Origin of the sequence: Brevibacterium ravenspurgense (assembly GCF_001584615.1) — a bacterium.
GTDB classification, from domain to species: domain Bacteria; phylum Actinomycetota; class Actinomycetes; order Actinomycetales; family Brevibacteriaceae; genus Brevibacterium; species Brevibacterium ravenspurgense.
Map to the genome: position 1 here is coordinate 695,130 of NZ_LQQC01000010.1, position 23,418 is coordinate 718,547.

At 61.9% G+C, this 23,418-nt stretch carries 22 protein-coding genes; 15 read left to right on the forward strand and 7 right to left on the reverse strand.

Annotated elements, in window-relative coordinates:
* Positions 1 to 70: 70 nt before the first annotated feature.
* The 5 genes from lysS to Bravens_RS07730 all read left to right on the forward strand — a co-directional run bounded on the left by lysS (position 71) and on the right by Bravens_RS07730 (position 5,658).
* Positions 71 to 1,618, forward strand: coding sequence for a lysine--tRNA ligase (lysS, locus tag Bravens_RS07710; RefSeq protein ID WP_061940791.1), 1,548 nt, complete (start codon positions 71 to 73; stop codon positions 1,616 to 1,618).
* A gap of 73 nt (positions 1,619 to 1,691) precedes the next feature.
* Complete coding sequence (locus Bravens_RS07715) at positions 1,692 to 1,940, forward strand: hypothetical protein (protein ID WP_019174552.1); 249 nt, start codon at positions 1,692 to 1,694, stop codon at positions 1,938 to 1,940.
* Positions 1,909 to 2,238, forward strand: coding sequence for a histone-like nucleoid-structuring protein Lsr2 (locus Bravens_RS07720; protein WP_062022014.1), 330 nt, complete (start codon positions 1,909 to 1,911; stop codon positions 2,236 to 2,238). The genes Bravens_RS07715 and Bravens_RS07720 overlap by 32 nt, the downstream gene beginning before the upstream one ends.
* Before the next feature lie 132 nt (positions 2,239 to 2,370).
* Complete coding sequence (locus Bravens_RS07725; protein ID WP_062022017.1) at positions 2,371 to 4,986, forward strand: ATP-dependent Clp protease ATP-binding subunit; 2,616 nt, start codon at positions 2,371 to 2,373, stop codon at positions 4,984 to 4,986.
* Positions 4,987 to 5,055: 69 nt separating this feature from the next.
* The gene (locus tag Bravens_RS07730; RefSeq protein ID WP_082791082.1) at positions 5,056 to 5,658 is read left to right on the forward strand and encodes an amino-acid N-acetyltransferase; all 603 of its coding nucleotides are present in this window, start codon (positions 5,056 to 5,058) and stop codon (positions 5,656 to 5,658) included.
* Here Bravens_RS07730 and Bravens_RS07735 read toward each other — a convergent pair.
* Positions 5,627 to 6,664: an HhH-GPD family protein gene (locus Bravens_RS07735; RefSeq protein WP_062022020.1), complete on the reverse strand. Its 1,038-nt coding sequence runs from the start codon at positions 6,662 to 6,664 to the stop codon at positions 5,627 to 5,629. The genes Bravens_RS07730 and Bravens_RS07735 overlap by 32 nt on opposite strands.
* 61 nt (positions 6,665 to 6,725) lie before the next feature.
* Here Bravens_RS07735 and Bravens_RS07740 point away from each other — a divergent pair, with 61 nt between their 5' ends.
* Positions 6,726 to 7,424, forward strand: a complete 699-nt coding sequence (locus Bravens_RS07740) for a hypothetical protein (RefSeq protein ID WP_157452723.1) — start codon at positions 6,726 to 6,728, stop codon at positions 7,422 to 7,424.
* Positions 7,425 to 7,525: 101 nt separating this feature from the next.
* Positions 7,526 to 8,044 (forward strand): gamma carbonic anhydrase family protein, encoded by a 519-nt coding sequence (locus Bravens_RS07745; RefSeq protein WP_061940773.1) that lies wholly within the window; start codon positions 7,526 to 7,528, stop codon positions 8,042 to 8,044.
* 79 nt (positions 8,045 to 8,123) lie between these two features.
* On the opposite strand, the gene radA is transcribed toward Bravens_RS07745, so the two are convergent.
* Complete coding sequence (radA, locus tag Bravens_RS07750) at positions 8,124 to 9,473, reverse strand: DNA repair protein RadA (protein ID WP_062022026.1); 1,350 nt, start codon at positions 9,471 to 9,473, stop codon at positions 8,124 to 8,126.
* Between the two features lie 183 nt (positions 9,474 to 9,656).
* Here radA and Bravens_RS07755 point away from each other — a divergent pair, with 183 nt between their 5' ends.
* On the forward strand, positions 9,657 to 11,663 hold the full coding sequence (locus Bravens_RS07755; RefSeq protein WP_062022028.1) for a BCCT family transporter: 2,007 nt from the start codon (positions 9,657 to 9,659) through the stop codon (positions 11,661 to 11,663).
* Between the two features lie 120 nt (positions 11,664 to 11,783).
* Positions 11,784 to 12,497: a GOLPH3/VPS74 family protein gene (locus tag Bravens_RS07760; RefSeq protein WP_062022031.1), complete on the forward strand. Its 714-nt coding sequence runs from the start codon at positions 11,784 to 11,786 to the stop codon at positions 12,495 to 12,497.
* A 9-nt stretch (positions 12,498 to 12,506) separates the two neighbouring features.
* Here Bravens_RS07760 and Bravens_RS07765 read toward each other — a convergent pair whose 3' ends face one another.
* Positions 12,507 to 14,102 carry a cation:proton antiporter family protein gene (locus tag Bravens_RS07765; protein ID WP_062022034.1) on the reverse strand — a complete coding sequence of 532 codons (1,596 nt, stop codon included), beginning with the start codon at positions 14,100 to 14,102 and terminating at the stop codon, positions 12,507 to 12,509.
* A gap of 224 nt (positions 14,103 to 14,326) precedes the next feature.
* On the opposite strand from Bravens_RS07765, the gene Bravens_RS07770 reads away from it, so the two are divergent.
* Positions 14,327 to 14,965: an NINE protein gene (locus Bravens_RS07770; RefSeq protein WP_062022036.1), complete on the forward strand. Its 639-nt coding sequence runs from the start codon at positions 14,327 to 14,329 to the stop codon at positions 14,963 to 14,965.
* A 193-nt stretch (positions 14,966 to 15,158) separates the two neighbouring features.
* Here Bravens_RS07770 and Bravens_RS07775 read toward each other — a convergent pair whose 3' ends face one another.
* From Bravens_RS07775 to nadC, 3 genes are read right to left on the reverse strand one after another with little or no spacing between them, the layout of a single operon-like run.
* Entirely contained in the window at positions 15,159 to 15,800 is a 642-nt protein-coding gene (locus Bravens_RS07775) for a hypothetical protein (RefSeq protein WP_062022039.1), read from the reverse strand.
* A 46-nt stretch (positions 15,801 to 15,846) separates the two neighbouring features.
* A complete protein-coding gene (locus Bravens_RS07780; protein WP_019174565.1) occupies positions 15,847 to 16,383 on the reverse strand; it encodes a DUF4916 domain-containing protein in 537 nt (178 codons plus the stop codon).
* Positions 16,384 to 16,423: 40 nt separating this feature from the next.
* Positions 16,424 to 17,326: a carboxylating nicotinate-nucleotide diphosphorylase gene (gene nadC / locus Bravens_RS07785; RefSeq protein ID WP_062022042.1), complete on the reverse strand. Its 903-nt coding sequence runs from the start codon at positions 17,324 to 17,326 to the stop codon at positions 16,424 to 16,426.
* 247 nt (positions 17,327 to 17,573) lie between these two features.
* Between nadC and Bravens_RS07790 the strand changes: the two genes are divergently transcribed.
* From Bravens_RS07790 to Bravens_RS07810, 5 genes are all read left to right on the forward strand, one after another.
* Positions 17,574 to 19,070, forward strand: coding sequence for an MmgE/PrpD family protein (locus tag Bravens_RS07790; RefSeq protein WP_061940752.1), 1,497 nt, complete (start codon positions 17,574 to 17,576; stop codon positions 19,068 to 19,070).
* Positions 19,071 to 19,176: 106 nt separating this feature from the next.
* Positions 19,177 to 20,082 carry a methylisocitrate lyase gene (gene prpB / locus Bravens_RS07795; protein WP_061940743.1) on the forward strand — a complete coding sequence of 302 codons (906 nt, stop codon included), beginning with the start codon at positions 19,177 to 19,179 and terminating at the stop codon, positions 20,080 to 20,082.
* Complete coding sequence (locus Bravens_RS07800; protein ID WP_019174569.1) at positions 20,079 to 21,200, forward strand: bifunctional 2-methylcitrate synthase/citrate synthase; 1,122 nt, start codon at positions 20,079 to 20,081, stop codon at positions 21,198 to 21,200. Before prpB ends, Bravens_RS07800 begins: the two co-directional genes overlap by 4 nt.
* A gap of 103 nt (positions 21,201 to 21,303) precedes the next feature.
* Positions 21,304 to 22,095, forward strand: a complete 792-nt coding sequence (locus Bravens_RS07805; RefSeq protein WP_062022045.1) for an enoyl-CoA hydratase/isomerase family protein — start codon at positions 21,304 to 21,306, stop codon at positions 22,093 to 22,095.
* Between the two features lie 196 nt (positions 22,096 to 22,291).
* Positions 22,292 to 23,197, forward strand: coding sequence for a polysaccharide deacetylase family protein (locus Bravens_RS07810; RefSeq protein WP_062022048.1), 906 nt, complete (start codon positions 22,292 to 22,294; stop codon positions 23,195 to 23,197).
* A gap of 13 nt (positions 23,198 to 23,210) precedes the next feature.
* Here the strand turns inward: Bravens_RS07810 and Bravens_RS07815 are convergent, their stop codons facing one another.
* Positions 23,211 to 23,414, reverse strand: coding sequence for a hypothetical protein (locus Bravens_RS07815; RefSeq protein WP_062022051.1), 204 nt, complete (start codon positions 23,412 to 23,414; stop codon positions 23,211 to 23,213).
* Positions 23,415 to 23,418: the final 4 nt, after the last annotated feature.

Here is a 23,418-nt window from a genome sequence, read left to right on the forward strand (position 1 = left end):
CTCTTCCGACGTGAGCTGCGGTGCTGAACGGGCGGCCAGGAGGTACGCGCTCCTTCGCTATCCTTAGACCATGCCTGAAAATCTTGACAATGCCGCAACTGTGCCCGCTGGCGGCGCAGACGCCGAAACTCCCGAACACCTCGACCCCGAACAGCTGCGCATCCGCAAGGAAAAGCGCGCTCGGCTGCTGGAAGAAGGCCGTGAAGCCTACCCCGTGCGGGTCGGCGTCACCCACAGCCTCGGCGAAATCCGCGACAAGTACGCGCACCTCGAAGCCGGCGAAGAAACCGAGGACGTCGTCGGCGTTGCCGGCCGCGTAGTTTTTCAGCGCAACACCGGAAAACTGTGCTTCGTAACCCTCATGGCCGGCGACGGCACCCAGCTGCAGGGCATGCTGTCGCTGAAGGAAGTCGGCGAAGAAGCCCTCAGCCAGTGGAAAGCCGATGTCGACCTGGGCGACCACGTGTTCCTCCACGGCCGCGTTATTTCCTCGCGCCGCGGTGAGCTTTCCGTCATGGCCGACAGCTGGCAGATGGCCTCGAAGGCCGTCCGTCCGCTGCCGCCGATGCACACCCAGCTCGACGAAGAGGGCCGCGTACGCCAGCGCTACCTGGACCTGATCATGCGCCCGGCAGCCAGGGACATGGTGCGCACCCGCTCCAAGGTCATGTCGTCCCTGCGCCACACCTTCGAAGACGAAGGCTTCATCGAAGTCGAAACCCCCATGCTTCAGGTGATCCCGTCCGGTGCGGCCGCACGGCCCTTCAAAACCCACATCAACGCCTACGACATGGAGCTGTTCCTGCGCATTGCACCCGAACTGTTCCTCAAGAAGGCAGTTGTCGGCGGCCTTGACAAGGTCTTCGAAATCAACCGCAACTTCCGCAATGAAGGTGTCGACGCCACACATTCTCCGGAATTCGCAATGCTTGAATTCTATGAAGCGTATGGCGATTTCAAATCCGCTGCTGCTCTGACTAAAAAGCTCATTCAGAACGCAGCAATTGACGCCACCGGATCTACCACCGTCACCCTTTATGACGGAACTGAATATGACCTCGGAGGTGAATGGCCGTGGATCTCAATGTACGAATCACTGGCCGCGGAATCCGGGGAGGACATTACGCCGGAAACGCCCATTGAAGAACTCGTGCGCATTGCCGACAAGCACAATGTCGACATGGAAGGCGTATTCAAGTCCCACGGCAAGTACGTGGAAGAACTGTGGGAGCACTTCCACGAAGGCAAGCTCGACGGCCCGATCTTCGTGACCGACTTCCCCGTCGACACGTCGCCGCTTGTTCGTGAGCACCCCGAAAAGAAGGGCGTCGTCGAAAAGTGGGACCTCTACGTTCGCGGCTTTGAACTGGCAACCGGCTATTCGGAGCTCGTTGACCCGGTAATTCAGCGGGAGCGCTTCGAAGCACAGGCCAAGGACGCTGCCAAGGGCGACGACGAGGCCATGCCGCTGGACGAAGAGTTCCTGCGGGCAATGGAACACGGAATGCCCCCGACCGGCGGTGTCGGCATCGGAATCGACCGCCTGCTCATGGCGCTGACCGGCCTCGGTATTCGCGAAACCGTACTATTCCCATTCGTTAAGCCTTTGGATTACTGAGAATATAATCACTGTTCATTTCAATGGCTCTTATAGGTTTTGATCGTTAGGGATTCCTGTGGAATATTTGAGGGTGCTTCTTCCTTCCATCGTGGTTGGGCTTCTTTTCTGGTACGTTCTGCGCGCCATTATCAAGTCCGACAGCACAGAGCGGAAGGAAATGGACCGCTACTACGCAGAAATGGAAATCCACAAGGCTCAGCGCGAAAATGCGCAGCGTGAAACCACTGAGCGTGACAGCGCCGCCGAGCCGCAGGACGTTTCTGAAGATCCACGAAAGGACCAACACGATGGCTCGCAAGGTGACGACCGTCCTCATTGACGATCTGACTGGGGAAAATGCCGACGAAACCGTTGAATTCGGCATCGACGGCAAGCTCTACGAAATCGAACTGACCGCAGACAACGCCTCGCGGCTTCGCGAACTTCTGGCCGGCTACGTCAAAGTCGCCCGCCGCGCAGAGCGCCCCGCATCAACCGGCCGCAAGACCGCCAGCCCGAAGGCTTCCCGCTCAGACCTCGCGGAGATCCGCGAATGGGCCCGCAGCAAGGGCTACGAAGTGTCCGACCGCGGCCGCATCCGCGCCGACATCGTCGAGGCCTACGACAAAGCCCACTGACACAGCAGGGATTCCAGCAGAATTTCGCCCTCAGCCGAAACGCTTCGGCTGAGGGCGAAATCGCAATAAAACCGGCTCTCGCGTGGTTATGGTGCTAGACATTACGGACCGTACAGCGACCCAGGAGGGCTAATGTTCGAACGGTTTACCGACCGTGCCCGACGAGTAGTGGTCTTGGCTCAGGAAGAAGCCAAGCTGCTCAAGCACAACTACATCGGCACGGAACACATCCTGCTCGGCCTCATCCACGAAGGCGAAGGCATTGCTGCCAAGGCTCTGGAAGGCATGGACATCTCTCTCGAGCAGGTCCGCGACCAGGTCACCGAAATCATCGGCGAAGGCCAGCAGGCCCCTTCCGGGCACATTCCCTTCACACCGCGAGCAAAGAAGGTCCTCGAACTTTCGCTCCGCGAAGCCCTGCAGCTGGGCCACACCTACATCGGCACGGAACACATCCTGCTGGGCCTTATTCGCGAAGGCGAAGGCGTCGCCGCGCAGGTGCTCGTCAAGCTCGGCGCTGATCTGCCGCGTGTGCGTCAGGAAGTCATCAAGCTCATCTCCGGCTACCAGGGCAAGGAGCCCGCAACCGCCGGAGCCGGCGGCCGCGAAGAGGGCCAGCCGTCCGGTTCGCTGGTGCTCGACCAGTTCGGCCGCAACCTCACGCAGGCGGCCCGCGAAGGCAGCCTCGACCCCGTCATCGGCCGCCGCGAACAGCAGAACCGCGTCATGCAGGTGCTGTCCCGCCGCACCAAGAACAACCCGGTGCTCATCGGCGAACCCGGTGTGGGCAAGACCGCCGTTGTGGAAGGCCTCGCCCAGGCGATCGTCGCCGGCGATGTCCCCGAACCGCTGCAGGACAAGCAGCTGTACACGCTTGATCTCGGTTCGCTGGTTGCCGGTTCGCGCTACCGCGGTGACTTCGAAGAGCGCCTGAAGAAAGTGCTCAAGGAGATCCGCACCCGCGGCGACATCATCCTGTTCATCGACGAAATCCACACGCTCGTCGGTGCCGGTGCAGCTGAAGGCGCAATTGACGCAGCCTCGATCCTCAAGCCGATGCTTGCTCGCGGCGAACTGCAGACGATCGGTGCGACAACGCTGGACGAGTACCGCAAGAACATCGAAAAGGACGCAGCGCTCGAACGTCGCTTCCAGCCCATCCAGGTGCCCGAACCCACACTGTCGGACGCCATCAAGATCATGAAGGGCCTGCGCGACAAGTACGAAAACCACCACAAGGTGACCATCACCGACGGTGCGCTGGCAGCTGCTGTGAACCTTTCGGACCGCTACATCAACGACAGGTTCCTGCCGGACAAGGCAATCGACCTGATCGACGAAGCCGGCGCGAAGCTGCGCATCACCCGCATGTCGCAGCCGTCCGAGCTCAAGGAGCTCGACGACAAGATTGCCGACGCCAAGAAGCGCAAAGAAGCTGCCATCAGCAAGCAGGACTTCGAAACCGCCGCCAATGCCCGTCAGGAGGAAATGGACCTGACGGAACAGCGCGACAGCGCTGAAAAGGACTGGAAGAAGAAAAACCAGGGCGCCGGAGCAATCGTCGACGAAGAGCTCATTGCGGAAGTCCTGGCTCAGTCCACCGGAATTCCGGTCTTCAAGCTCACGGAGGAAGAGTCCTCGCGTCTGCTGCGCATGGAAGACGAACTGCACAAGCGGATCATCGGCCAGCAGGAAGCCGTCAAGTCGATCTCGCGTGCTATTCGCCGTACCCGTGCTGGCCTGAAGGACCCCCGTCGTCCCTCTGGTTCGTTCATCTTCGCCGGTCCCACCGGTGTCGGCAAGACCGAACTGGCCAAGGCTCTGGCCGAATTCCTGTTCGGCGATGAATCAGCGCTCATCACGCTGGACATGTCGGAGTTCTCCGAGAAGCACACGGTGTCGCGCCTGTTCGGTTCGCCTCCCGGCTACGTCGGCTACGACGAAGGCGGTCAGCTGACCGAAAAGGTCCGCCGCAACCCGTTCTCGGTTGTGCTGTTCGACGAAGTCGAAAAGGCTCACGCCGACATCTTCAATTCGCTCCTGCAGATCCTGGAAGACGGCCGTCTGACAGACTCGCAGGGCCGCGAAATCGACTTCAAGAACACGATCATCATCATGACCACCAACCTGGGAACCCGCGAAATCAACCGCGGCACCCCCATGGGCTTCCAGGTGGAAGGTGACTCGGACGCATCGTACGACCGCATGAAGCAGCGCGTATCTGAAGAGCTCAAGCAGCACTTCCGCCCCGAGTTCCTCAACCGCGTTGACGACACCATCGTGTTCCCGCAGCTGAACAAGGAAGACATCATCAAGATCGTCGACCTGTTCATCAACCGCCTCAGTGACCGCCTGGCCGACCAGTCCATGACGATCGAAGTGTCGCAGGACGCCCGTCAGGTGCTGGCAGACCGCGGCTTCGACCCGGTGCTCGGTGCGCGCCCGCTGCGCCGCACCATCGCCCGCGAAATCGAAGACCCGCTGTCCGAACGGATTCTGTTCAACGAAATCCGCCCCGGACAGACCATCTACGTCGATGTCGAAGGCGAAGGAGCAGACGCCGAATTCACGTTCAAGGGCGTCAGCGAAAACCGCGTACCCGTCAAGGTCGGTGCTGACGACGAAGACGAAACCGGTGCTATTGCCGAAGCCGGTCCGGCCAACGCCGCCGCTTCGCACAGCGCAGGCGACAACTCGGACGGGGGAGCCGCCCGGGAAGCCGGAGCAGAAACCTCCACCGACAGCTGATCGCCTCAGCTGAAATCCAGAAGGGCCCGCGAACGGAACACCGTTCGCGGGCCCTTCTACACTGAGAGCATGTCCGCCAACGCACCCGCAGATCCCATTGCCCAGCAGCTGTCAGCCGCCTATTCGCCCATTCGGCTTGAAAGCGGCCTGTTTCTGCGCCGGGCTCGCACTACTGACGCCGCGAAGATCAACGCACTGACCCAGCCGCTGGTCGATGAGCGCGTCCTGGTGGCAAAGGACATGGTCAGCTACTTCGAAGCGCTGCAGCAGTTCCGGGTGATTGTCGACATTGCCGAAGACGGCACGGAAACCCTCGCAGGCTGTGCTGCCCTGCACGTGTTCTGGGACGAAATCGCAGAGGTCCGCACGGTTGCAACGAGTCCGGACTACCGCCGTAGGGGAGTAGGCCGCACACTCATCACGACACTGCTGGAAGAAGCCCGCATCATGGGCATCAAAAAGGTCTTCTGCCTGACATTCGAAACCGAGTTCTTCACCAGCCTCGGCTTTGAGCAGATTTCGGGCATCCCCGTGTCTCCGACCGTGTTTCAGGAGCTCCTGCACTCAACTGACGAAGGAACCGCCGAGTTCCTCGATCTGGCCCGCGTCAAACCCAACACCCTGGGCAATAAGCGCATGATCATTGATCTGACGGAGACTGCGGAAGCGTAAGAACGCTGCCGCGCTCTCCTGACTGCTCTGCCGTCTGACGGCACAGCAGCCCATCGGCCTCAAGGTCATCTACGAGGCTTGAAATCCTTTCACCGTCAGCCAGCCGACGGACCTTCGCTATGCCGTCCTGCACTTTCTCCGGCAGCAGGGCGGCCGCATCCACATCGAAATCCACGGTGTTCGCAACAAGCAGATCCGCTCGCACCGGTGTGCCGTGGGAGATGCGCAGCAGACCCATGATTGCCCCGCGCAGCTGACGGTCCGTGCCATGCCAAGCCTGCGTTTTCGGTTTGCGTTCGGGGCTTGCGGGTTTGCCCGCATCAACCCACGCGCACGGAGCCAGCAGCGGACACTCGTCACACCGCGGATTGCGGGAAGTGCACACCAAAGCGCCGAGCTCCATGGTCCCCGCGTTCCAGCGGACCGAACGCTGCGGTGATTCCGGCAGCAGTTCGCGGGCCCACGCTGTTTCGGTTTTTGTCGCGTTGCCGGGGTGTTCGTGGCCGTCGACTGCGCGGGCAAGAACTCTGCGGATGTTGACGTCCAGAATCGCTGTGCGCGCACCGAAGGCGAATCCCGCAACGGCAGCCGCCGTGTACGCCCCGATCCCGGGCAGGCCCAGGAGCACCTCCTCATCGTGCGGCACATTCCCGCCGTGATCAGTGACGATTGCCTGAGCGCACTCCTGCAGCCGCAGAGCACGCCTTGGGTAGCCGAGCGTGTCCCAGGCGACCAGCACATCCGCGGTCGAGGCGGATGCCAGATCCGCTGGGGTGGGCCACTTCCGCATCCACTCGGTCCAACGGGGTGCCACTCGGGACATGGGGGTCTGCTGGGACATCACCTCGGACACCAGAACACCCCAGGCGGAGGTGCCCGGCTTCCGCCAGGGCAAGGGGCGTTCGTGCTGGGCGAACCAGTCGATGACAGCGGTGTGCAGAGCCTCGAGATCGGCTGGTCGGCGGTGTGTCCCACGGACGGAATCGGTGTGGCGACGTACGCTCAAAGGGATGACTCCTTCCAATGCTCCGAGGCCGGCAGCGCCTGTGCGCCGCCATCCTCCCGAAGTGTACCGACGCCGCCGAATGACGGTGCTGGGCTTGGCTGTGCTCATCCTCGCCCTGTTCATCGTCGGAATCGTTCTGCTCGTGCAGGCTCTGTCAGGTTCAGGCGAGCAGACCGCCAAACCTGCGAACCAGCAGGAAGCGGCTGCTGGGAAGGCCGAAGAGGAACAGCAGGAGCAGGCTCCCGGGCCCGAAGGCGATGAGGCCAGCGGCACGTGTCCTGTCGACCAGGTGACTCTCGCTGCGGGAATGGACAAAAAGGAGTACAAGCCCGGCGATAAAGCCACCATGACTCTCAACGTCAAGAACGAACACTCGGCCGCCTGCCAGATTGAGGTCGGTTCTGCTTCGCAGCAGTTCATCATCCAGCAGGATGACAAGACAGTGTGGGATTCAGCGTGGTGCTCCTCTGAAGGGCAGGACGAACAGCGTGTGTTCGCGCCGGGAACCGCGAAGAACACCACTCTGTCCTGGTCGCTGGTGCCCACAGACAAGAACTGCAACAAAACCGCCGACAGCTTTGAACCCGGCGAATACCAGTTGGTTGTGAAACTGGGTGAAGTCACAAGCCCACCGCACCCCTTCACCGTCATTGACGAGCCCGAAAAGGACAGCGACGAAGACGGCAAAGACGATAAAGCCGACAAAAAGGACGGCAAAGCCAGCAAGAAAGACAACAAGGCCGACAGCAAAGACAGCTGATTCTGCTGTTGCCGCTGACGCTGTCAGCTGATCTGGAAGACACGTGACCGAAAGGCACGTGTCTTTCTGCTTCTGTGCTCGCGTCTGGCTAGGATGGTGACATGGCACACATCATTCCTCTGGACAATGGCGTCCCGAAAGCTGACGACGCCGCATTTCTCGCTCCCACGGCCACCCTTTCCGGTGACGTGATCATGGCTGAAGACTCCAGCGCCTTCTACGGGGTTTCAGTCCGCGGTGATACCGCGACGATTTCGGTAGGAGAGCGCACCAACCTGCAGGACAATGTGGTTCTGCACGCTGACGAAGACTATCCCTGCACTGTGGGCAATGACGTCACGGTTGGCCACAGCGCGGTGGTTCACGGCTGCACAATCGGTGATCGCACGCTCATCGGCATGTCCGCCACCATCATGAACGGGGCAGAGATCGGCAAGGACTGCCTGGTGGCCGCCGGTGCGCTGGTTCTGGAAGGCACCAAGGTTCCCGATGGGTCGCTTATTGCGGGTGCTCCCGCCAAGGTTCGCCGTGAACTGACCCAGGAAGAGCTCGACTTCCTGCCGCAGTCAGCCGCGCACTACGTGCAGACTGCCCGCCGTCACGCGAAGGCGATCGACTGACAACACCGAAGCTGAAATGCCGGCAGGCGGTATTGACTCCTGCCGGCATCTCAGCGCAAAAGGCTCAGCGCAGCCGCACTCAGCTGTAGGCAATGTCGACGGCATCGCGTAGCGTGGTGCATTCGGCCACGCGCATGCCCTGGGGCACCGTGATGTCGGTGAGAGAGCCTTTTGCGACTATGGCGCGGCTGAAACCCAGGCGGGACGCTTCGATCAGTCTTTGCTGAATTCCGGGAACCCGCCGAATTTCACCGGATAGGCTGATTTCGCCCACTGCGACCAGTCTGTCTTTGGGCGGCTGGCCAGCGTATGCGCCTGCCAGGGCCAAACAGACCCCGAGGTCGACTGCGGGCTCAGACAGTTTGATGCCGCCGACGGTCGACACGTAGACGTCGTGGCGTCCGCTGATGCTCTGTTCTAAGCTGCGGCCGACAACAGCGATGTTCATAGCCACGCGGGAAGAATCGAGTCCGTTGACCACCCTCCTGGGTGAGCCGCCGCCCTCCTGGGGGTCGACGAGCGCTTGGATTTCGACGATCATCGCTCGCTTGCCCTCAAGCGCAACCGTCAGGCAGGTGCCCGGCGAGTTCGATGATCCGACGAACATCTGGGCCGGATCGACAACACTGCTGATGCCGGTTTCGTCCATGTCGAACAGGCCGACCTCGTCAGTTGTTCCGTAGCGGTTCTTCAGAGCGCGCAGAATTCGCATGCGCGAATGCCTGTCGCCTTCGAAGCTGCATACGACATCCACCAGGTGCTCTAAGAGCCGCGGTCCGGCAACATTGCCGTCCTTGGTTATATGGCCAACAAGGATGGTGGGCAGTCCGCGCACTTTGGCTTCGCGGATCAGGGACGCCGCGACTTCCCGAACCTGGGTGACGCCGCCGGGAACACCGGAGACTTCTGATGAACCAACCGTCTGCACGGAGTCGACGATCAGCAGGTCAGGGGAAACCGCTTCGATTTGGCCCAGCACCGTGGCCAGATCGGTTTCTGCTGCCAGCAGGAGGTGCTCCTGCACCGCACCGATTCGCTCAGCGCGACCGCGCACCTGCCCCTGCGATTCTTCGCCCGTGACGTAGAGGACCCGCTGCCCGGCCGCCGCGGCCTTGCCGGCAACATCGAGCAGCAGAGTGGACTTGCCGACGCCGGGTTCTCCGGCCAGCAGAACAACCCCGCCGGGAACAAAACCGCCGCCGAGCACACGATCGAGCTCATCTACCTGCGTGGAGCGCGCACGTGCCGAGGCGGGGTCGATTTCAGTCATGGGCTTAGCGGCTGTCAGCGCTGTGGGCTTAGCCGCTTTCGTCTTGGCAGAGGCTCCCAGCTGGACAGCCTCTTCCAAAGTTCCCCATTCCCCGCACTTGGGGCAGCGGCCCAGCCATTTGGGGCTCCGGTAGCCGCAGTCCGTGCATTCGTAAGTCATATGCACAGCGTGCCATGAGGCACTGACACAGAGGGAATCAGACCGGCCTGACCTCCACCTCGACAGCGGCCGGAAGCCTGGTTGTTGTGCCGGGATGCGTCGCTTTGCAAAGACCCTGCGAAATCCGTGTGTGTAGTGTGGATATCTGACCAGTCACCAGTTGACAGCAGAGGAGAACGAAGGATGACCGCCGACAACTCGGCCGATCCGACACCGGACGACTCCACGGCTTCGGATCGCTCAGCGGATTCCACACGGCCAGATCAGTCCGACGGCCCAGCCGGATCAGTCCGATCTCATGATCGAGTTGCGCTGGAGGACCGGCTCAGCGAATCTCAGAACGCAGCGCTGGTCGACCCGCTTGACCCTGAAGCGGGCGAAATCCGTCCCATTGACAACGAGGCCGCCGACCTGCGCATCGTGGGTCAGCTTCGCGCCCAGGGCGTGAAAATCGGCCGCGGCTTCATCACTCCGCGCGTCTTCTGGCCCTCGCTCATCATCACGGCGGTCCTTACGATCGCCGCGATCGCCCTGCCCGATGTCACCGGCACTGTTCTGACCACCGCGCAGGACTGGATCGTCAGTGCGCTCGGCTGGTGGTACATGCTCGTGGTGGCGATCTTCATCGTCTTCGCCCTGTACTTCGGGCTGAGCAAGTACGGCGGAATCAGACTGGGACGAGACAACGAAGAACCCGAGTTCGGCTTGATCCCCTGGTTCTCCATGCTCTTCGCAGCGGGCATGGGTGTGGGCCTGGTGTTCTACGGTGTGGCTGAACCGCTGATCTACGCGACATCAGACCCTAAGCCCGGCTGGGAAGGCGGGCCCGAACAGCTGGCCAAACACGGCATGGCCCAAACCTTCATCCACTGGGGCCTGCACCCGTGGTCGATCTACGCGATCATCGGCCTGGCCCTGGCCTACGGCATTCACCGCCGCGGACGCCCCGTGTCGATCCGCTGGGCTCTTGAGCCGATCCTGGGCAAGCGCGTCCACGGCTGGCTGGGCGATGCCGTTGACGTCGTCGCGGTCATGGGAACCATCTTCGGCGTCGCCACGTCGCTGGGACTGGGCGTCCAGCAGATTGCTGCCGGCGTGCAGTCGATGGGCCTGATCAGCGAAGTGAGCGAAACGCTGCTGGTCGTGCTCATCGTGGTCATCACCCTCCTTGCTACGACATCCGTGGTCAGCGGCCTGGGCAAGGGCATTAAGTGGCTCTCGACCGGAAACCTGACCCTGGCCGGAGTCCTGCTGATTTCGATCATCATTCTGGGTCCGACCGTGTTCATCTTCCGCAACCTGGTGGAATCACTCGGCTTCTACCTGGCCGATTTCTTCAACATGACGATGGACACCGCCACCTACACCGGCGATGACGGGCAGACCTGGGCTTCCTCCTGGACCCTGTTCTACTGGGGCTGGTGGATTTCGTGGGCACCCTTCGTCGGTGTGTTCATCTCCCGCATTTCTCGCGGCCGCACAATTCGCGAATTCATCATGGGCGTCATCTTCGTGCCCACAGCGGTCGGCTTCCTGTGGTTCTCGGTGATGGGTTCGACCGGCATTCTGCGCCAGCTGACGGTCGGCGACCTGTGGGATAAGGCCTCCGGCGAAGGCGTTGTGGCCGAAAGCGCGCTCTTCCAGGTGCTGAACACGCTTCCGCTGGGAAGTGTGCTGTCGGTCATCGCGATCATTCTGGTGACGATCTTCTTCATCACCTCCTCAGACTCCGGTTCGCTGGTGGTGTGCATGCTGTGCTCGGGTGGTCACCCCAATCCGAAGCTGTGGACGCGTGTCCTGTGGGCGTTCCTTGAAGGTGCGATCGCCATCGCCCTGCTGCTGTCCGGCGGTCTCGAATCGATTCAGGCGGGTGCGCTCGCCACTGCTCTGCCGTTCAGCATCATTCTGCTGCTGATGTGCTTTGCCACCCTGCGTTCGCTCAAGCTCGACCAGAAGCTGGTCGAGCGTCAGCGTCTGCTTGGCCGCGCGCAGGCACTCACCGAGCACGTGCGCGAGGCTGTTGTCGACGACCTTTCCGAAGGCGGACTGGTGCCGGACGAAGACTGGTCTGACCGTATGCGCCGCGAATGGGAAGAGAGCCTGGACAACCGGATTGACTACCGCATTGAGCGTACGGCACCTGCTCTGCTGCCCATGCGCAAAAAGAATCCGCCGCAGTCCGAGGACTGACGACAGGAGCGGAAGTCATGAGAAAAGGCACGAGGGTCAGCTCCGCCTCGTGCCTTTTCGTCACCCGGGTCTTCTCTGAAGACCCCTGTTCTTTTGAGCTCAGCTGAGTACAGTTGGAACATGAGCCTGCTCGTTGATGACCTCATTGTTCTGCTCAGCAAACCTGAAGGCCCCGTGGCCGTCGGCAAAGATGTCGATGCAATGCTCGCCGGGGCGGTGTTCTCTGATCTGCTTGTTGCCGGTGCTGTGACCGTGCCGGAACCGGACCAGAAGAAACCGCGGGTGGAAATCATAGACGGCGCGGCACCCGCGGATCCGTTTCTTACGGCTGCGCTTGCCCGATTGACGGAAGCGCAGGACAAAAGCACAAAGCCGCTGACCACGCAGAAGGCAATTGAAGCACTCACCAAGGACCTGCACGGTTCGCTCATGGAGCGGCTGCAGAGGCAGGGGACTGTGCGTTCAAAGCAGAAGAAGTTCCTGTTCATCCCAGCCGGCACCGCGTGGCGGTTGGCTGATGGGGTTACGGGTGATGAGCTGCGGCAGTCAATTGCACGTCAGCTGGACACCGGGCCCATTGCCACTGCACCGAAAGTCGATGAACACACGGGCGCACTTCTGGGGCTGCTGGCTGCAGGAAAGAAAGTGGACCACGCGATAGACGGCTCTGCCCCGAACCGCAAGGAGCTCATCAAACAGGCGCAGGAGGCCGCAGAAGCTTCGGCCGCGGACAGTGCGGTGCGCAAGGCCATCAAGAAAGCCGCAGACGAAGCCGCCATTGTGGCAGCCAGTGCCACCATTGCAGCCTCGACCACCGTGGTCACCAGCTCCTGACTCCCGCTGTCACTGCTCCTTGGTGCGGGCGTGCTTGATGAGGGTGCGTTCGGCAAGGCTTTCACCGGCGCCGTCCTGCAGGTGGACAACCACGTCGAGGCCCAGTTCGTTGAGCTCTTCTACATCTTCGATGTACATGGCCACCGATGCGATTGTGGTGTCCTCAGTGTCAACGTGAGAAGCGTGGATTTCCTTCACGGCATCGACATTGGCGTGCTGTGCGGGCATGGCGAGCATGATCATGTCGATCTGGTGGGCGGCTTTGACGCGCGCCCAGAAGTCGATGTCGGTGGCGTCACCTTCCACCACGTTGCAGCCCTTCCCCTGAAGTTCGCGCACGCGCACGGGGTCGTGCTCGACACCCAGAACCTGTTCATCGCCGAGAATCCCCGTCAGCTCCGCGTAGCAGGCCTGACCCACGCGCCCCATACCCAGGATGAGCGCCCGTGCCTGGCCCAGGTCGATGGGCCGGTCTTCAGGGTGGATGAGGTGGGGCGGACGCGTGGGCAGGTGCTGGGCCAGGTGCGTTGCAGGGGAAACCGACTGCGGGTTGAGCACAGCGGACACGATGAAGCTCAGAGAAACCGCCAAGACGAGTGAGAGCATCCAACGGGTGTCCAGCCAGCCGCTGTCGACTCCCATAGCGGCGATGATGAGCGAGAACTCCGAATAGTTCGCCAGAAGAAGCGCTGCCAGCACGGCTGTGCGGTTGCGCAGGCCCAAGTACCACAGGATTGCCCAGAACAGGATTGCCTGTACGGGGATGAGCAGCAGAAGCAGGAATGCATCGACCAGGTTCTGCATGGTGGGCAGGCCCATGAAGCCCACATTGACGAAGAACGCCACCAGCATGAGCTCTTTGAAAGTGAACAGAGCGTGTGACAGCTGTTCGGCGCCGGGGGAGCGGGCAAGGACGAGGCCCATGATGAGAGCTCCTAAGCTGCCGGACAGGCCGAAGAACTCAAACAGCGCGTAGCCGGGAATGAGGGCCATTGCGATGCCGAAGAGAGCACCAAGTTCACCGTGGCCGAGCTTGTACCAGCGGCGAGTGGCGACCATGAGAAGCGGAATGATCAGCACCAGGCTGAGCGACCACGCGCTGGGTGCTTCGCCGCGCAGAATGCTGATGAATATGACGGCGGCGATGTCCTGCATGATGAGGATGCCCACACAGATATTGCCGTAGAGGGACTGTTCGTCACCCCGGTCCTGCAGGATCTTGATGACAACGATCGTCGATGAGAAGGCCAGGACCACGCCGATGCGCACTGCGACCTGAAGGTCTGTGGGACCGAAAGCGCCGAGAATGTTCAAGGCTGTGATGAAAGCGGCGCTTATCGCGGTCATGATCACAATGTGAGCGCCGGCGGTGAACCACACGGCCTTGTCTGTGAGGGCTTTCAGGTCTAAGCGCAGGCCGATGGCGAAAAGCATGAGCGTGACGCCGATGTCGGCCAGGACCTCCATCGCCTGCATCTGCTCCACACCCTGCGCATTGAGGATGAACCCGGCCGCGAGGAAGCCGATGAGCGGAGGAAGCCGGACAGCCCAGGCGGCGAGGCCGCACAGAAACACCGTGGCTACATAGACGATAAGCAGATCCATGATTCACAGTTAACTACTTTTTGTCCCGGCATGTGCTCGGTCGGTGTCGTGTTGTGTTCCGTTTCAGAGTCAACAGCGACCCAATAGGCCAGCCGTGAGCGCAGTTTCAAGGGCGCGAAAATCTAGGCGGCTGCTGTCATGTTTATGTAACCTGACTGTGACGCCAGGTACATTTTGTCCCGGTAATTTTGTCCAGTCATTCAGCAAACTTGACGGAGGAGAACATGGCTCAGCCGCCCTACGACCCATACGGCAGCAATCCGGAAAACGCAGAAGGCAACGCTGCTTTCGGGCAGGACAGCGGTTCGCCGTACGAACAGCCGCAGGAACCGGCCGCCCCGCCGGCACCGGAAGCTGCTCCAGCGAGCCAGCCGACTGATGCTGGACAGACGGCAGCCTACGACCCGTACAGCCAGCCGGCAGCGGACAACCAGGCTCAGGGCCAGCAGTCCGCCCACAGCCAGCCGGCTGACAACGGTGCATACAGCCAGCCCGGCGCCGGCTACCCGGGTCAGGACCAGCAGGCGGCTTACAGCCAGCCCGGCCAGCCCGGCACTCACCAGGCCGGATACGGCCAGCCCGGCCCAGGTGCCGGCGCACCCGGTGCTCCCTACGGCTATGACCCGGTGTCGGGCCTGCCCTACAGCGAAAAGTCCAAGCTGGTTGCCGGTCTGCTCGGCATCCTCTTGGGCGGTTTCGGTGTCGGCCGTTTCTACACCGGCCACATCGGCTTGGGTGTTGCGCAGCTGATCGTCACGTTCGTCACCTTGGGCCTCGGTTCGCTGTGGGGTCTGATCGACGGCATCATCATGCTGGCGGGCAACGCCAAGGACTCCAACGGCCTGCCGCTGCGCCCCAACTAATGCGCAGCTGATCGTCACGCCCGGCCAGCAGCTGGGTGCAGAAAAGGTGTGAGCCGCGAACACTGTGTTCGCGGCTCACACCTTTTGCATCTGCGGGGCTGTTTTAGGCGCCGACCGAGGTGCCCAGGAACGCACCCACGAGGTAGGTGTGCTGACCGGGACGGTGATCCAGTCAAAGAAGTCATCCGAACGTTCAGCGAACCCTTACAGAGTCGAGCCCAGGGCATGACGAGATGCGGTCTATTGTCTCCACGTCAGCGGCTACGACGGTGAACGGCGCATCCCAATGCGAATCGAGCATCCAGAATCTGTCATCGGCCCACATCAAGTTAGGCCACTCGATCCAACCATCAGCTGTACACAGCGACTCCATCAGCTCAAGACCCGTACCAGTGAACTGGCACATGAGGAACCGTTCACCGCCGACAGCCACAAGTCGTTGATCAGATGCGATGATCCGACCTTCCGCGTTGCGATGCATACCGGTGTGCGGTGAGGACGGGGTAACAAGAACATCCGCGCTGAAGCCAAGGTGCACAGATGTCCGAACGGGGCACAGAATCTGCAGCAGGATCTTCGCTTGAGCATGATCCAGTTCCCCAGTAGTAGGTGAGAATCGATCCGATCCCGTTGAAAGTTCGATTGCGTCCGCGCCTCGAGACTTGTCAGCCTCTAGCCATTTGAGCGGTTGGCCGTTCTCGTCCTCAAAAGGATGGAGAATCGCCGCAGCTGACATGTTGCCGAAATCTGGTATTCGTGTGGTCAGGCTCAGTCCGAGCACATCGACCTGCAAAGGCTCTCGGCTCGTCAACCAGGCCGTACCGTCATAGGTCATCTGAAGATCTCCGATCGGCAGTCACCCGCTGCGCAGAAGCCGTCGGCTACGGCAGAACGCCGCAGTGGGCCAGCGCCAGTTTCACGATGGCGTGCTGGCCGTGGGCCATGTCTTCGGCCACAGTGTCGGCCAGTGCCTGGGCGGGCGTGTACCAGTCGACTGACAGCGCGTCTTGGCTGGGCTGGCATTCGCCGGTGACGGGAACCGTGTAGCACAGCGCAATCGCGTGCTGCCGCGGATCGTAATAGCGGGACTCACCCTCGGTCGGGAAGTACTCCGCCACGTGGAACGGGGTGAGGGACTCTGGAAGGCGGGGGAGTGCCAGCGGGCCCAGATCGCTTTCGAGGTGCCGCTGAAGGGCCGCTCGCAGGGGCTCGTGATACTTGACGCGCCCACCCACGAGTTCGCGTCCCAGACGGCCTTCCGACTGGCGCATGAGCAGGCCGATGCGTTCGACTTCGCCGGCCTGGCCCAGCAGCAGCGGCACGGCGTGCACGTAGGTGATCGGCAGGCGACGGCGAAGGTAGGCCAGTTCGTCTGCGGAGAACCAGTTGTCGTCGTAGTCCAGAGCGGTGCGCGTCATGGGGCCATCGTAGCGGCAGAAACCGCTCCGATGGGGTGGTTCAGTCGAGTGCGTCAAGTCCCAGGTCGAGGTTGACAACAGAGTGGGTGAGAGCGCCGACTGAAATGACGTCGACACCGGTGGCCGCGATGTCGGCAATCGTGTTCAGGTTGACGCCGCCGCTGGCTTCCACAACGGCGCGGCCGGCCACCTGCTCAACTCCCTTCCGCAGCTGATCGGGAGTGAAGTTGTCGAGCATGATGGTGCCGATCCCAGCTGCAACCACCGGTTCGATCTGTTCGTGCCGGTCGACTTCCACCTCGACGTGCACGGTGTGGCCCAGTTCAGCGATACCAGCGCGCAGAGCTTCCGTGAGCGCGTCTCCTTCGCCCAGCAGCGACAGGTGGTTGTCTTTCAGCATTACGGCGTCAGACAGTCCGCGGCGATGATTGTGTCCACCACCGCAGCGCACGGCGTAGCGCTCCAGGAACCGCAAGCCCGGGGTGGTCTTGCGGGTGTCCGCAACCCGAACAGAGCCCTGCCCGCTCGAGCTGCGCGCAAAGCCGCGCTGCGCCTCGTCAGTGAACTTCTTGGTGACAGCGGCAATTGCGCACATGCGCTGCAGCAGGTTCAGCCCCAGGCGCTCGCCCAACAGCACCGCGCGTGCCGGCCCTGACATTCGGATCAGGTGGTCGCCGGTTGTGAACTCCTGCCCGTCGGCAACGAGCACCTCGACCTCGACCGGCGCGGTCCTGCTTTCTTCAGCGGCAGCCGTCATGACTTCGGCGAAGACTCCGCCATCGGCCATCACACCCGGTTCGCGGGCGGACACAACACCAGTGAAGAGAGCAGACTCGGGAATGAAGGTCTGTGCCGTGATATCGCCGGCCGGTGCGTCTTCGACAAAGGAGCGCTCAATGAGGTTTCGCAGTTCGAGGCGGCTGATGGCGGGAGTGCTTGTCATTTCGGCATCCTTTCGACGCTGGCTGGTTCCTGGGCCGCGGGAGGCTGTTTCGCTGAACACACGCAGACTACGGGATCCGCGCCGCGCATGGGGTCCGGCACGTCCGGAAACTGAGACCTAGATCAAAGCGTGTGGCCGGTTGCACAGTGCGTTGTCGGTCACGCTAGACTTATCTTGATATCAAGATACTTTCGGGGTGCGCACCCCCGCGCACCTTCGCGACCATGGTCGACCCAGAGGAGAACCCATGATCAACCACGAAGTACGCACGTACAAGAGCTCGGAAAAGCTGGCACACGAAGACCAGCTCGCCTACAAGATGGCCGAAGTCGCCGTCGACCCGGTTCCGGTCGACGCTGACGTTCAGGACATGGTCATCAACCGCGTCATCGACAACGCCGCCGTTGCCGCCGCGTCGGTCCACCGCAAGGCCCCCACCTCGGCGCGCGAGCAGGCCATGCCGCACAAGCTGGCTCCCGGTGCCAACATCTTCGGTCTGGCCACCGACTACCGCGTGTCCCCCGAATGGGCAGCATGGGCAAACGGCGTTGCAGTCCGCGAACTCGACTTCCACGACACCTTCCTCGCGAAGGAGTACTCGCACCCCGGTGACAACATCCCGGCCGTTCTCGCAGTTGCCCAGCACAAGGGCATCGGCGGCAAGGACCTCATCAACGGCATCGCCACCGCATACGAAATGCAGGTCGACCTGGTCAAGGGCATCTGCCTGCACGAACACAAGATCGACCACGTGGCACACCTCGGTGTCGCTTCGGCAGCCGGCATCGGCGCCATGCTCCACCTGGACAAGGAAGTCATCTTCCAGGCCATCGGCCAGGCACTCCACGTGACCACGGCAACCCGCCAGTCGCGCAAGGGCGAAATCTCGTCCTGGAAGGCGCACGCACCGGCATTCGCCGCCAAGATGGCAATCGAATCGGTTGACCGCGCAATGCGCGGCGAGGGCGCCCCGAACCCCATCTACGAAGGCGAAGACGGCTTCATCGCCTGGATCCTGTCCGGTCCGGAAGCCCGCTACACCGTCCCGCTGCCTGGCAAGGGCGAAAGCAAGCGCGCCATCATGGACACCTACACCAAGGAGCACTCCGCCGAATACCAGGCGCAGGCTCTCATCGACCTCGCCCGCAAGATGGGCAAGCAGATCGACGACTTCTCGAAGATCAAGAAGATCACGATCCACACCTCGCACCACACCCACTACGTGATCGGAACGGGTGCAAACGACCCGCAGAAGATGGACCCGAAGGCTTCGCGCGAAACCCTCGACCACTCGATCATGTACATCTTCGCCGTCGCCATGGAAGACCAGGGCTGGCACCACAACGACTCCTACGCACCGGAGCGTGCTGGACGTCCCGAAACGGTCGAACTGTGGCACAAGATCGAAACCCGCGAAGACCCCGAGTGGACCCGCCGCTACCACTCGACCGACCCGGACGAAATGGCTTTCGGCGGTCGCGTGGAAATCGAATTCGAAGACGGCTCGACCCTCGTCGACGAACTCGCTGTCGCAGACGCTCACCCCAACGGTGCACGTCCGTTCGAGCGCGCTGACTACATCAAGAAGTTCCACACGCTTGCGGACGGCATCGTGTCGGACTCCGAACAGAAGCGCTTCATCGACCTGGCCGAAAACCTCGCCGACCTCGACGGCAAGGCAATCGGCGAACTGTCGTTCGTCGTCGACGGCCTGGACAAGACCACCACATCGGGCATCTTCTGATCTCTGACTTCAGTCACTGATCAGAAGATGACGTGCGCCTGCCGCGTCCGCGCGGACGCGGCAGGCGCACACCGAAGCCCACTGGAAACCATCAGAAGGGAAACACATGCTTGGAGCAACCACTCCGGCACACAAGCGCCGCGAAGAGTTCCGTCGGCTGCTGGCCGGAGACAAAATCGTTCAGTTCCCCGGAGCCATCAACCCGATCAACGCTCAGATCATCGAGCAGGAGGGCTTCGAAGGCGTCTACATCTCCGGCGGTGCTTTCTCCGCTGACCAGGGCCTGCCCGACATCGGCCTGACCACGCTGACGGAAGTCGCCGAGCACGGTCGCGCCATTTCCCGCGTGACCAACCTGCCCACCTTCATCGACGCCGACACCGGCTGGGGCGAAGCGATGAACGTCGCCCGCACGGTGCAGGAAATGGAAGACGCCGGAATCGCCGGTATGCACCTGGAAGACCAGGTCAACCCCAAGCGCTGCGGCCACCTGGACGGCAAAGAGATCGTCAGCACCGAGGAAATGGTCAAGCGCATTTCCGCCGCAGTGCGCGGCCGCCGCGACGAGAACTTCGTCCTGTGCGCCCGCACCGACGCTCGCGCGGGTGAAGGCCTCGATGCTGCAATCGACCGCGCGAAGGCCTACATCGACGCCGGTGCGGACCTCATCTTCCCCGAAGCTATGCGCGACCTCGGCGAATTCGAAAAGTTCGCCAAGGCCGTCGACGCCCCGATCCTTGCCAACATGACCGAGTTCGGCAAGAGCGAACTGTTCACCACGCAGCAGCTCGAATCGGCCGGCGTGAAGCTCGTCATCTACCCCGTCACCACGCTGCGCCTGGCAATGGGCGCCATCAAGCGCGGCCTGCAGGTCATCCGCAAGGAAGGCACGCAGGAAAGCCTTGTCAGCACCATGCAGACCCGTGCTGACCTCTACGAAACGATTGACTACTCGGCGTACAACGAGTTCGACGCCCACGTCTTCAACTTCTCACAGGAGGGTCACCAGTGACCGAACAGGAAATCAAGAAGGGCCTGGCCGGTGTTGTCGTCGACACCACCGAAATCTCGAAGGTCGTTCAGGAAACCAACTCGCTGACCTACCGCGGCTACCCCGTGCAGGAACTGGCCGCCAACTGCAGCTTTGAAGAAGTCGCCTACCTCATCTGGAACGGCGAACTGCCCAACGCTGAACAGCTCGCTGAATTCACCAAGCGCGAACGCAGCCAGCGCGACATCGACCCCAAGCTGGTCGACCTGATCCTGGGTCTGCCGAAGGACACCCACCCCATGCACGTCGTGCAGACCGCGGTGGCCTACCTCGGCGCCGTTGACCCGCAGGCTGAAGACAACAGCCCGGAAGCCGACCGCGCAAAGGCCGAGCGCCTCTACGCTCAGCTGCCGACCGTTGTGGCCATCGACCACCGTCGTCGCCACGGACTCGACCCGATCGCGCCGAAGGAAGACCTGACCTACGCGGAGAACTTCTTCCACATGGTCTTCGGCGAAGTTCCGGCGAAGGAAGTTGTTCGCTGCTTCGACATTTCGCTCATCCTCTACGCCGAGCACTCCTTCAACGCATCGACCTTCACCGCTCGCGTCATCACCTCGACGACCTCCGACATGCACTCCTCGGTCGCCGGTGCGATCGGCGCGCTCAAGGGCGCCCTGCACGGCGGTGCAAACGAAGCCGTCATGGCGACCCTGGCTGAAGTCGGCACGGCTGACAAGGCTAAGGAGTACATCGACAACGCGCTTGCCAACAAGCAGAAGATCATGGGCTTCGGCCACCGCGTGTACAAGAACGGCGATTCGCGCGTTCCCACCATGCGCGCAGCGTTTGAAGACATGGTCAAGGTCAAGGGTGCGAACGAACTTCTGGACCTCTACAACACGTTCGAAGAAGAGTTCGTGTCCCGCAAGGGCATCTACCCGAACCTCGACTACCCGTCGGGTCCGGCCTACCACCTGATGGGCTTTGACACTGAACAGTTCACGCCCATCTTCGTCATGGCCCGCATCACCGGCTGGACGGCGCACATCATGGAGCAGACCGCGAACAATGCTCTGATCCGCCCGCTGTCGGCCTACTCGGGCTACGACCAGCGCGAGGTTCCCACCGACCGCTGACCCAAGCAGCACACTCGAGGCGGAGTCCGGCTTTCCTGGGCTCCGCCTCGTGTGCATATCGGCACCTTCCGCACACACAGAACTTGCCAAACAGAGGAGAGAAATGACCGGTCAGCAGCCCACCCCCGCAGAAATTCCCCTGGTGGACGGCTTCGAATACGGTGTCGAAGACGGCATTGCCACACTCACGATTTCCCGCCCGGAGAAGCGCAACGCGCTGTCGCGTGAAATGTGGTTGGCGCTGCCGGAGATCCTCCCGGCAATCGACGCCGATCCGAACGTGTCGGTGCTCATCATCACCGGTGCCGGCGGCCACTTTTCGGCAGGTTCGGACATCAACGACCTCAACGTGCCGCTGCACGAATTCTGGAACACGAACGCAAACGCCGAAGCCGCGATTGAAAACGTCGACATTCCGACGATCGCCGCGATTGAGGGCAACTGCGTTGGCGGCGGTACGGAAATCGCTGCCGCGTGCGATGTGCGGATTGCCAAGCCCGGTTCGATCTACGGTGTGACCGCAGGCCGTCTGGGACTCGTCTACCCGCCCGGACCCACGCGCAGACTCGCGGCCGTTCTGGGGGAGTCTTTTGCCCGCTACATTCTGCTCACAGCAGACATCGTCGACTTCGACCGGATGAACAACCTGGGCTTCTTCCACGAAGTGTCCGACGACCCGCTGGCCACGGCAATCGAAAAGGCCAAGACAATTGCGGGGCGGTCTGCTCTGTCGCAGACGGCCGCCAAGAGGATTCTGCGCGGGGAAGACCTCACGGCTGCCGAGGGCAGCTGGCTGGCTGAAAGCTACTCCTCTGAGATCAGCAGGGGACAGGAGGCGTTCTTCGAACGCCGCCGTCCCGATTTCACCATCAGCAGGACGGATTTCCCCGACTGATTGAGGTGCCGGGCGGGGCCGAGTGCGGCCCGGTTGATGCTTTTGCCCCGACAGGTCAACGGGCTTCGACACCCGAGGTGTGGCCGGTGTCATACTGAGTGTTAACCGGCTCTCATCTGCCGGTCGCTGATGAGTTTTCGCTCGTCAGACAGGACTAGCTCACCAGCGGTTCTGCCGGTGGGCGAAGGGAGGCCCCATGGCGAAGAAAGACATTCTGGTTAGCTTCGGCATCGACATCGACGCGGTGTCCGGATGGCTCGGCTCCTACGGCGGACAGGACTCACCCAACGACATTCAGCGCGGCATCTACGCCGGTGAAATCGGTGTTCCCCGCCTGCTGAAGATGCTCACGAAGCGGGAACTTCCCGCAACCTGGTTCGTGCCGGGACACTCGGCTGAAACCTTCCCCGAACAGGTCAAGATGATCGTCGACGCCGGACACGAAATCGGCGCACACGGCTACAGCCACGAAAACCCCGTGGACATGACCGCCCAGCAGGAACGCGACGTCATGGAGCGCTCCCTGGAGGTCCTGAGCAAGCTCTCCGGAAAACAGCCGAAGGGCTACGTCGCTCCCTGGTGGGAAATGTCAGCCCGCACAGCGGACCTTCTGCTGGAATTCGGCTTTGACTACGACCACTCGCAGAGCCACGGAGACTTCGTCCCCTACTACGCGCGGACCGGCGAAAAGTGGACGAAGATCGACTACTCCAAGCAGGCCTCCGAATGGATGGTGCCGATGGAATACGGCACCACCGTCAACCTGGTGGAGATCCCTGCCAACTGGTACGTCGACGACCTCCCGCCGATGATGTTCATCAAGGGCAGCCCGAACTCGCACGGCTTCGTCAACCCCCGGTCGATCGAAGAGCTGTGGAAAGACCAGTTCGACTGGGTGTACCGGGAACTCGACTACGCGATCTTCCCGATCACTATCCACCCGGACGTCGCCGGCCGTCCGCAGGTGTTGCTCATGCTCGAGCGTCTGATCGACTACATCGGCGGTCACGACGGCGTGCGCTTTGTCGACATGCAGACCATGGCGACGGACTTCCGCGAACGCTACCCGTACGACAGTGACGAGCGCCCGCCCATGTGGTGAACTGACGCTTGCGTCAGCGCCGCCGCTCGCTGCGCTTGCGGGCCCACGCCTCGCGCAGCGAGCGGCCGGCCATGACGACGCCGGCCAAGAAGAACGCCAGTGCGGCAAGCAGGAGGAACAGCCGCAGGTCTCGCAGCTGAGGCAGTCTGGAGAACACAACAGCTGCGACGGTCATGATGAAAGTCGCCGCAATCCACGGTGCTCGGGTGTTCTGCATACCT